This is a genomic window from Terriglobales bacterium, from assembly GCA_035457425.1.
Classification (GTDB): Bacteria; Acidobacteriota; Terriglobia; order Terriglobales; family Acidobacteriaceae; genus JACPNR01.
The window spans coordinates 1-10672 of the sequence record DATIBR010000029.1 but is presented as its reverse complement, the minus strand read 5'-3'; the positions used below and the strand labels follow the sequence as shown (position 1 = coordinate 10672).

Genomic DNA, 10672 nt, shown 5'->3' with positions numbered 1-10672 from the left:
GGGCACCAGTCGGTGAAGCCGGACTGCAACAGGTTCAGCCCGACGAACGCGGTGAACAGGAACCAGTAGGGACTCACCCAGTAACCCAGCGCGAGCGAGAGCAGGACGAACGCCCCCGCGATCAGTCGCAACCAGCGGTCGATGTACATGTGCTTCTCCTTAATCATGGACCTCGGCAGGCTCGTGCGTGCCGGCGATCTCGTAATCGGCGACGGTCTCGGGCGCATGCGTCTCGGGCGGCTGCGGCTCGCCCGCGTGGCGCTTCTGGCTCATGTAGTAGAGGACCGGCACGGCCATGCGCGAAAGCACGGTCGAAGCCACCTCGCCTGCCATCAGCGAGAGCGCCAGCCCTTGGAAGATGGGATCGAAGAGGATGACGCTCGCGCCCACCACGACCGCCGCCGCGGTCAGCAGCATGGGGCGAAAGCGCACCGCGCCGGCGTCGACGACCGCGTCTTCCAGCGTCATGCCCTGCACGCGGCGCAGTTCGATGAAGTCGACGAGGATGATCGAGTTGCGCACGATGATGCCGGCGCCGGCGATGAAGCCGATCATCGAGGTCGCGGTGAAGAACGCGCCCAGCATGGCGTGCGCCGGCAGGATGCCGACCAGCGTCAGCGGGATCGGCGCCATGATCACCAGCGGCGTGAGGAACGAGCGGAACCACGCCACCACCAGCACGTAGATCAGGATGAGCACCGCGGCGAAGGCAAGACCGAGGTCGCGAAAGACTTCGTAGGTGATGTGCCACTCGCCGTCCCACTTCATGGCGTAGCGCTCGGCGTCGGGCGGGAGCGCGGCCGAGTACTGCTCGATGGCGGCGCCGTCGGGCGTCTTCAGCACCTTGAGCTTCTCCGCCATCTTCATGATGGCGTACACCGGGCTCTCTTCCGCGCCGCCCGCGTCGGCGGTGACGTAGACGACCGGCCGCAGGTTCTTGCGATAGATGTACGGCCGCAGCGTAGTTCGCTCGACCGTTGTCACTTCACCGAGCGACACCAGGCCACCGCTGGCGGTCGGGACCTTGAGTGCCTGGAGCTCCTCGATGCCGGAGCGCGAGGCGCGCGAGAGCCGCACCTCGATGGGGATATCCTCGCGCGCGCTGGGGGAGTGCAACAGGCCGGCCTCGCTGCCGGCGAGCGCGATACGCACGGTGCGCGCGACGTCGCCGGCGGAGATGCCGTGCAGCGCCGCCTTGTCCAAGTCGACCTTCAGGTCGTACTGCTCCTGCGGATCGTTGACGTACCAGTCGACGTCGACCACACCCGGTGTGGACTGGAACACGTCCTTCACCTGCCGGGCGAGCGCGAGCTGCTGGTCGTAGTCGCGGCCGTAGACCTCGGCGACCAGCGTCTGCAGCACCGGCGGTCCGGGCGGCACTTCGGCTACCTTGATGCGCGCGCCGAACTGCCGTGCGACCTCCTCCAGCTTCGGGCGGACGCGCTTGGCGATCTCGTGCGACTGCGCCGAGCGCTCGTCCTTCGAGACCAGGTTCACCTGGATATCCGCCTGGTTCGGCCCCTGGCGCAGGAAGTAATGGCGCACCAGGCCGTTGAAGTTATACGGGCCGGAGGTGCCGGCATAGATCTGGTAGTTGGCGACCTCCGACTCCTGCGCGACCTTGGCGGCCAAAGCCTGCGCGGCCGCGGTGGTCTGCTCGAGCGTGGTGCCGTCGGGCATGTCGACGATGACCTGGAACTCGCTCTTGTTGTCGAAGGGCAGCATCTTCACCTTCACGAACTTCGCAGGGACGAAGAGGACGGCGAGCAGCAGCAGGCCGATGACGCCGAAGAGGAAGAGCGTGCGGCGCCTGGCTTCGGCGACGAGCGGACGCATCAGCCGACGGTAGAAGCGCGTGGTCCAGCCTTCAGCCGCGTGCTTCTCGGCGTGCCCGCCCTCGGCGCGCAGCAGCCGCAGCGAGGCCCACGGCGAGACCACGAACGCCACGATGAGCGAGAAGATCATCGCCGCCGAGGCGCCTACCGGGATGGGCCGCATGTACGGCCCCATCAGGCCGCGGACGAACATCATCGGCAGGATGGCGGCAATGACCGCGAACGTCGCCAGGATGGTGGGGTTGCCGACCTCGTCGACGGCTTCTACCGCGACCTCCGCCAGCCGGCGGCCCTGGTTCTCCGGCAGCCGGAAGTGGCGCACGATGTTCTCGACCACCACGATGGCGTCGTCCACCAGGATGCCGATGGAGAAGATGAGCGCGAACAGCGTCACGCGGTTCAGCGTGTACCCGAGGAAGTAGAAGATGGCGAGCGTAAGGGCCAGCGTGACCGGAATGGCCACCAGCACCACGCCCGACTCCCGCCAGCCCAGCGCGAAGGCGATCAGCAGCGTGACCGAGAGAGTAGCGAGCAGCAGGTGCTTCAGCAGTTCGTCCGACTTGTGCTTTGCCGTCTGGCCGTAATCGCGCGTGATGGTGACGTTGATGTCGGAGGGCAACAGGTGGCCGCGCAGCGCCGCGATCTTCTCCTTCACGCGCTCGGAGATCACGCTGGCGTTCGTCCCTTTGCGCTTCGCGATGGTCAGCGTCACCGCCGGAAACTCGCCTGTCTTCCCCGACGCCTTCCCTTCCCCGAACAGCACGTAGTCGTCCGGCTCGGCGACGTTGGCGTCGATGGTTGCTACGTCGCGCAGGAAGACCGGCTTGCCGCCGCGCACCCCGACCACGATCCGCTGCAGGTCTTCGGGCCGCGCGAGCAGGCGGCCCGCGTCCACGCGGAACTCCTGGTTGTTGCGCGCGAAGCTGCCGGCCTGCACCTGCTGGTTCGCGGCCTGGAGGGCGCCGACGAGCTGCGCGGGCGAGAGGCCGTAGGCGGCCAGGCGGTCGGTGTCGAGCACCACGCGCACCTTGCGCGGCAGCCCGCCGGCCAGGTGCGTCTCGCTCACGTCATCGAGCTGCTTGACGGAGTGCTCGAGCTCGCCGGCGATCCGCCGCAGCGTCGCGCCGTCGTAGTTCGCGCCCCACAGCGTGAGCGCCATGATGGGCACGTCGTCGATGGAGCGGACCTTGATCAGCGGCGGCGAGACGCCCGGCGGGATGCGGTCGAAGTTCGAGTACAGCTTGTTGTACGTGCGGACGATCGCGTCCTCTTCCTTCTCGCCCACGTAAAAGCGAACGATGACCATGCTCATGCCGGGCGAGGAGATGGAGTACACGTACTCCACGCCCGGGACCTCGCGCAGCAGCTTCTCCATGGGGACGGTGGCGCGTTGCTCCACCTCCGCCGCCGACGCGCCCGGCATCTGCACGAACACATCGAGCATCGGGACCACGATCTGCGGCTCTTCCTCGCGCGGGGTCTGCCAGATGGCGAAGGCGCCGACCAGCAGCGCGGCCACGATGGTGAGCGGCGTGAGCTTCGAGTCGATGAACGCGTGAGCGATCTTCCCGGCGGTGCGCAGCGCGTGCCTCATGTCAGTCCACTTTCTTTCCTGCCAGGTCGCGCCCGCCGTGCGCCGCGACCAGGCGCTCGCCGCCGGAGAGTCCCGACAGGATCTCGACCCGCTCTCCCATCGGCCTGCCCAGCGTGATAAAGCGCAACGCGACCGCGCCGTCGGCGCCGACGACGTAAACGCCCTGCATCTGGCCGCGCTCTACCACCGCCGTGCGCGGCACCACCACCGCGTCGCGCTGCCCGCGGGGGAAGCGCGCGCGCCCGAACAGGCCGGAGTGGAGGCGCGCGTCCTTCGGCAGCGCCAGCTTCACCACGAAGCTGCGGCTCCCGGGATCGGCGGCGGGGACGACCTGCTGGACGGCGGCTTGGATGTCTTCGCCCAGCGCGTCGATCACCACCGGCGCCTTGCCGCCGAGCTGGACGTAACGCAAGTCCGACTCGTCTACCGCGACCTCGAGGCGGAAGCTCGAGGTGTCTTCCACCGTCACCAGCGGCGCGCCCGGGGCCGCGAGCGCGCCGGGATCGACGTTCTTCGCCGTGACCACGCCATCGAAGGGCGCGCGGATGCGCGTGTAGCCGAGCATGGCGCGCGCCTGCGCCGAGCCCGCGACCGCTTGCGCCTGCGCGGCATTGGCGGCATCGCGCTGCGCGGCGGCGGCCTTGTAGCGCGCCTGCGCCTCGTCCATCTCGTGCGGGCTCACGGACTTCTTCTCGTACATCGCCTGGTAGCGCGCGAACGTGGCCTGCGCGAGACCATAGTTCGCGTCGGCGGCCGCGGCCTGCTGCTGCGCTGCCGTGATGCCGGCACTGGCCTGGTCGGCGGCGGCACGCGTCGCCGCGTCGTCGAGCACGAGCAGGACGTCGCCGCGCCGAACGCGCCTGCCCTCGACGGCGTTCACTGCGCGCACGCTGGCGACGATCTGCGCCGAGAGCTGCGCGCTCTGGTTGGCATGGACGGTGCCGACGGCCTCGACCTCGTCGGGCACGGCGCTGCGCTGGATGGTGACCGTCTGCACGCCGCGCACACGCTCGGCGTCGTCGGCAACGGGTTTCTTCTCGCCGCAGCCGGCGAGCGCGAACGACAAGGCAGCGAGAGCAAGCGCGACTTTCTTCATGGCTTCACCGCGGATGAGTCGGCGCCCAGTGTTCCGGTCGCCAGCTCGAGATTGGCGTGACTGAGGTGGACCCGGTACACGGCCTGCCAGTAGCCGGTCTCCGCACGCAACGAGGCTTCTTGGCTGCGCAACAGGTCGGAGATGGTGATCAGGCCGCCGTCATAGCGGTTCTGGCTGATGCGGAGACTCTCCTTCGCCTGCGCGACGGAATCGCGCGCGACCGCGAGCTGCTGCTCGGCGGCGGCGCGGTCGAGCGCCGCCTTGCGGACTTCGAGGCGCACGCCGCTGGTCAACGCGTCGCGCTGCGCATCGGCCTCGCGCACGGTCGCCTGCTCGCGACGCAACCGCGCCAGCTTCGCGCCGCCCGAGAAGAGGTCCACGCTCAGCTCGACGCCCGCGTACCAGTTGTTCCCGCCGCCGCCCACGAAGCTCGGAGCGTCCGCCTGCCAGTCGGCGACCACGTTCACCTTCGGCCCGAAGGACGCCTTCGCGATGCTTGCGTTCTTGCGCTGCATCTCGACTTGCAGGTTCACGCCGGCCAGGTCAGGACGCCGCTCCAGCGCGAGCTTCTCGAGCTGCGCCTGATCGATAGCCGGAAGCGCGCGCTCGGCCAGGACCTCGGCGGGCTCGTAGACGGTGTCGAGCGAGGCGCCGAGCTCGTGCGCGAGCGCGGCGCGGGCCAGCTCCACCGCGTTGCGCGCCGCGATCTGCTCCTGCCGACGCTGCGCCAGCTCCACCTGCGCCGCCAGCGGGTCGGATTCGACCACCATGCCCGCGTCGAAGCGGCTCTTGCTGCGCTCATGGATCGCCTGCGCCGTGCCGACCGCGTCGTCCGCCACTTGCAGCTGTTTCTGGGCGAGCAGCAGGTTCAAGTAGGCGTCGACGACCCGAAAGACCAGCTGCTGCTCGGAGCGCTCCAGTTGCCGCTGCGCCAGTTGCGACGCCTGCTTCGACTGCGCAAGCCGCATCCAACTTGCGCCCGAGTCGAACAGTTGCCATCCGCCGGAGAACCGTGTGGCGAAGTTGCCGAACGGCGTCGGGGTATTGAGCACGTTGAGCGCGAAGTCGCCCGGCCCGAAGCGCTGCTGACGCAGCTTGCTTCCGAACACGAACACGGGGTCGTTGCTGCGCTGATAGCTCTCCGAGAACGAGAGCTGCGGCAGCAGGCTCCCGCGTACTTCCTTCACACCGGCCGCGGCGGCCTGGCGATGGAAGACCGCGGCCTTGCGCGTGGGATTCTTCTCGAGTGCGCTGGCGACCGCGTCGGCCAGGGTCAGCCGCGTCTGCGCCGCCGCCCCGGGCGCGAGTAATAAGAAGATGGCCAGGAGATGCTTGCCCATAAGAGCTCCAGCGAATGAATGCAGACTCGCTGGAAATCGTTACAGGTACGGTGCGGGAAAGATGTGACGGTGGACACCGCCGCGCTCAGGAGATGGTTTTCAGCAGCGCCCGCAGGTCGGACTGGAGCTTCCTTTTCATCGGCGGCGGACAATGCGTTCGGCAGCGCCGGATGGTCTCTTCCAGGCTCGCGAGGTAGGCCTGGCAGGGGCGACAGTCATCGAGGTGCACCTCGAGTCGCTCGCAGACGCCGGGATCGATCTGGTGGTCGATGTAATCCGACAGCCGTGCAAAGAGCGCGCGGCATGTGATCGGCTTCGGCCCGCCCTCTTTCTTCTTCCGCGGTCCCCGCTGTCGCAGGGCCAGCTCGTTCCGCAGGAACGCCCGGGCGCGGTGCAGCCTGACCCGCACCGTCCCTTCCGCGATCCCCATCACCTGCGCGACCTCGCGCGCGGAGAGCTCCTCCATGTCATGCAGAACGAGCACCTGGCGATAGAGCGGCGGGATGCGCAGCACGGCCCGCGCCAACTCCCCGGCATCCTCTTTGCGCAGCAGGCGCTGCTCCGGACCCGGACCGGAGGACGCCAGTTGCGCCTCCAGGCCGGCGCGGTCGGGCAGCACGTCGTCGAGCGAGAGATGCGGGTGGCGGTCGAACTTGCTGCGCCGCCGCGACATCAAGCAGCGCGACCGCGCGACCTTGTACAGCCAAACAGCCAGCGCCTGCGACGAATCGAACTTGCGCAATTCGGCCGCCGTCCGCAGCAGGGTCTCCTGCGCTGTGTCTTCGGCGTCTTCGCGATGCCCGCATAACTTCATGCTGAACTTGAAGACAGTCTGCTGCAGCGTCTCGAGCGCGCGCTCCAGCGCCGCGGGCGAGCCACCGCGCACTTCACCGAGCGCCTTCTCCAGGTCCGGTCGCATGGGTCTGGCTTGGAATGTAACAAAAAAACGAGGGCCGATACGGATTCATCGCACAACCCCGTTCGCAAGTGTCAACGCATTCGAGGCGCGCGAAGACACGAAAGGCGTCCTAGCAAACCTTGCTACATTCGCGATCCACTCAGGCGGGCTCACGCGTCTCACATCTGATATAACCCTGCCCACAGGCTCTTATGCGAAACCTGGCAACGATCTGGCTCCTTCTCGCGACCTTCGCAGCCCCCGCTGCCGCGCAATCCCGGCCCGCACGGCCGCAGGCCTCCAGCACCCTGCAAGCGAGAGTCGAGGCGATCGCGCGCGCGCATCGCGGCAAGGTCGCGCTGTTCGCCAAGCAGCTTCGCACCGGCCAGACGGTGGAGCTCAACGCCGATGTGCCGGTGCAGACCGCCAGCGTCATTAAACTGCCCATCATGCTCGAGGCGTTCGTCCAGCGGAAGGAGGGCAAACTGAGCTTCTACAAGCAGCTCACGCTCCGCGAGGAGGACAAAGTCGGCGGTTCCGGAGTGCTCACCTTCATGCGTCCCGGCCTGCAGCTCACGCTCGAAGACGCCATCGTGCTGATGATGGACCTCAGCGACAACACCGCCACGAACATGGTCATCGACCAGGTGAGCATCCCGGCAGTGAATGCTCGGCTCGAACGCATCGCCCTGAAGAATACCTATCTGTACAAGAAGGTCTACAAGCCCGCCGAGGGTCCCGTGCCCGCCGATCAACCGAAGTTCGGCCTGGGCAAAACTACTGCGCGCGAGATGGCGACCGTGCTCGAGGTCATCGAGCGCTGCGATCTCCACGATCCCGACTTCTGCAAGCGCATGATCGACATCATGAGGAACCAGCAATTCCGCTACATGGTGCCGCGGTATCTGGAGCGCACTGACACCAGCGAGAGCGCTTCCTCGATCGCCGACAAGATCGGCGAACTCGACGACGTACGCAACGACGTCGCGCTGGTGTACACCCAGAACGGTCCGATCGTGATCTCGGCCTTCACCTGGGACAACAAGGACACCAGCTGGACTCCCGACAACGAGGCTTACATCACCATCGCGCGATTGGCGAAGGCGATCGTCGACGCTTGGGCGCCCGCCGGCCTGCACAAGGCCACGAAATAGCCCGCGCGGTTGACATCTTGCGACTCTCCACAGCAGAATGTCGCCGTTCCGTTCCGCTTCACGGTTGCAATCGTCCCCCGGGAAAATGAGCGCCCTCGATGGTCAAGGCTTCAGCGCTGTTGCTGCTGCTGTTCTTCTCCGACACGGTCAACCTCACCGTGACCGTCAGCCCTGACACGACGGTGTCCGCCACGCCGCCTGCAGCCACGCCGGGCTCGAACGCGCTGCCTGCCGCGGTGGGCGGCGCGTTGGCCGCTTCCCCCGCCATCGTTCTCTGGCCCAAGGGTCACCGCCTCGCCGCCTGCACCCCCAATCTCGAGCCGCGTCTTTCCGCCTGGCGCGAGATGTTGGAGGAGAACGAGGGCCGGCTCTGCACCACCACTAAAGTGCCATCCTAAATTGTTCCTCTTATGGGACTTTCCCACTCCGGGAAGTACCGCGCACTAGTTACTTTTGTTACTTGCGCGTCCTGAAGGTTCCACGATAAAAGTACGCAACTCCCCAGGTTGAGACCAGGTTTGTGATTCCACGCGGCGCACCTTGGAAAGACCCGGGGAAAGTTCTGTCTAACGACAAGGAGAATGAATGCGTACGAAACTGCTTTTAGGAGTCCTGCTTCTCACACTGGCGTGCGCGCCGGCATTCGCGGCGGAAGCCGTGAACGCCAGCCCGGCGCAAGTCACGGCCGACCTCACCATCAACGTCAACGTGGTGAACGCACTCCGGCTGACGTTGCTGACCGGCACGAACACGCCCGCCTGCACCATCACCCGGACCAACGGCACGACCGACGATGACGCCACCACGTATTCGATGAACTTCGGCGACATCAACGGTCTGGGCATCGACCCGGGCGCCAACTGCACCGACGTGACGCAGGTGGCCGGCAACTACGTCTGGTACACCAACTACGGCATCAAGACGCAGTACGCCGGTCTGCCCAACACCGCCGACGTGAAGCTCAAGATCGCTACCGACTTCACGAACAACGCGATGTTGAAAGTCCGTGAGACTTCGTTCGCGAGCGGCGCCACTGCTCTCACCACGAACCTCACGACCACCGACACCACCATCATCTCCGCCGCGACCAACAGCGCGACACCGAAAGATCGCTTGCTCGGTATCGCGATGATCGCGGCGAACGTGAACGGAGCGGGCTCGACGGGCGCTGACTCGGTCGTGCTCACTTACACGCTGGTCGCCAACTAGGCCGGGACGCCGCGATCTCTTGAGGAGTCCCGTTTCCATGTCGTGTGACCAGGACTGGCAGAGCAGTTTCGCCGTGCTTCCGCGCGCCGCTTTCGGGCGGCCGCGGCAGCACGGCCTCTCGCTTCTCCGGGTCGCCGGCCTACTCCCCCTCTTCTTTTTTCTCCTGCTCGTGCCCTCCGCCCGGGCGGGCAATATCAAGATCAACGTCTCGCAAGCTCCCGGCGGCGCTGCGATCACCGGCGCGCGTCCGAATTACACGATGAACATGGGCAACGTGAACGGGATCGGCGCGGGCGGCGCCACCGTCGCGGGGGTGAGTGTCTTGAGCACCAGCTTCAACGGCGGCGCTCTCTATGCCTCGCCCTATCGCGTCACCTTTCAGGGCTTGCCCGCACCGCACCGGGTGCAGATGACGGCATATGTCAGCGGCAACTTCACGAAATCTGCCGCACTCATCGTCTATTCATGCCCGGAAGCCGGCGCATGCACCGTCGCGAGCAACTTCAACCCGATGTCGCTCAACGCGGGCGCGCAGACGGTCGTTCTCCCGACACGCAATCGCGCCAACAACACGCCGTTCGACGCCGACATCGGCGTGCTCGTCATGAACCTGAGTGGAGCGAGCGCATTCTCTACCGGCATCGACACCGCCACCGTGACGCTGTTCGCGCAGGACCTCGACGTTTGTCCCGGCGGCGTCTGCGACAGCGATACGGCCACCATCACTCTCCGCGTCAGCGCCTCCACCGCGCTTCGCTTGGTGCTGGAAACGGGAACGCTCAGTCCCGCCTGCACCATGACCAACTCGGGATCGACCTCCGCCACGACGTACTCGCTGAGCGTCGGCAACATCAACGGCCTGGGCATTGACCCTGCCGGCAATTGCGCGAACGTCATCGGCACCAACCCGGTGATCTGGTACACCAACTACCGCGTCACGCCTAGCTTTACCAACTACTCGACTACGACCGGCTCTCTCGCCATCGCGGTCAAGACCAACTTCGCGAAGAGCGCCCTGCTAAGCATGCGCGAGGCCGATGTCGCGGCGAACCTGAATGCCGGGACGCTGCCGCGCGCGGCGTTCTCCATCACCAACGGCGTCACTCTTAACCGGGTGGTCGGCGTGGCCATGAACACGGCCGCGCTCAACGGTCCCACTTCTTTTGGCTCCGACTCCGCCACCATTACCTACACCCTCACGGTGCCATAAATGTTGACTGCTCCTCGCACCTTCCTGCTGGCGCTGCTGCTCGCCGCGAGCACTTCCTTGGCCTTCGGCCAGGGTGGCTTGGCCATGGCGCCCGCGGTCTTCGATCTCAAGTTCCAACCCGGCAAGCCGGTCGAGTTCGACATCACGGTGGTCAATGAGACCGAGCGCGCCGTGCAGATGCAAGGCACCATCCAGGACTGGTGGTACAACGACAAGAACGAGCGCGTCTTCGGTTCTCCGGGGACGTATCCGCGCTCGGCGTCGAACTGGATCGAGTTCGTGCCCCGCCAGTTCGAGGTCACTCCCAAGAGCTCGCGCAAGGTGCACGTCGTGGTC

General features: G+C 66.4%; 9 protein-coding genes. 5 read left to right on the top strand and 4 right to left on the bottom strand.

The genetic code is table 11. The annotated features are described in order from the left end of the window. Positions 1–159: 159 nt before the first annotated feature. From VLA96_02340 to VLA96_02325, 4 genes are all read right to left on the bottom strand, one after another. A complete protein-coding gene (locus VLA96_02340; GenBank protein HSE48027.1) occupies positions 160–3429 on the bottom strand; it encodes an efflux RND transporter permease subunit in 3270 nt (1089 codons plus the stop codon). Between the two features lies 1 nt (position 3430). Then, positions 3431–4525: an efflux RND transporter periplasmic adaptor subunit gene (locus VLA96_02335; GenBank protein ID HSE48026.1), complete on the bottom strand. Its 1095-nt coding sequence runs from the start codon at positions 4523–4525 to the stop codon at positions 3431–3433. Next, entirely contained in the window at positions 4522–5865 is a 1344-nt protein-coding gene (locus VLA96_02330; GenBank protein ID HSE48025.1) for a TolC family protein, read from the bottom strand. Before VLA96_02330 ends, VLA96_02335 begins: the two co-directional genes overlap by 4 nt. A gap of 85 nt (positions 5866–5950) precedes the next feature. After that, complete coding sequence (locus VLA96_02325) at positions 5951–6784, bottom strand: sigma-70 family RNA polymerase sigma factor (protein ID HSE48024.1); 834 nt, start codon at positions 6782–6784, stop codon at positions 5951–5953. A gap of 191 nt (positions 6785–6975) precedes the next feature. On the opposite strand from VLA96_02325, the gene VLA96_02320 reads away from it, so the two are divergent. From VLA96_02320 to VLA96_02300, 5 genes are all read left to right on the top strand, one after another. After that, complete coding sequence (locus tag VLA96_02320) at positions 6976–7917, top strand: serine hydrolase (GenBank protein HSE48023.1); 942 nt, start codon at positions 6976–6978, stop codon at positions 7915–7917. Positions 7918–8015: 98 nt separating this feature from the next. Further along, positions 8016–8315, top strand: coding sequence for a hypothetical protein (locus VLA96_02315; protein HSE48022.1), 300 nt, complete (start codon positions 8016–8018; stop codon positions 8313–8315). Positions 8316–8502: 187 nt separating this feature from the next. After that, the gene (locus VLA96_02310) at positions 8503–9126 is read left to right on the top strand and encodes a hypothetical protein (GenBank protein HSE48021.1); all 624 of its coding nucleotides are present in this window, start codon (positions 8503–8505) and stop codon (positions 9124–9126) included. Positions 9127–9199: 73 nt separating this feature from the next. Beyond that, positions 9200–10336, top strand: coding sequence for a hypothetical protein (locus tag VLA96_02305; protein HSE48020.1), 1137 nt, complete (start codon positions 9200–9202; stop codon positions 10334–10336). Continuing rightward, the coding region (locus VLA96_02300) for a hypothetical protein (protein ID HSE48019.1) at positions 10337–10672 on the top strand (336 nt) is incomplete at its 3' end.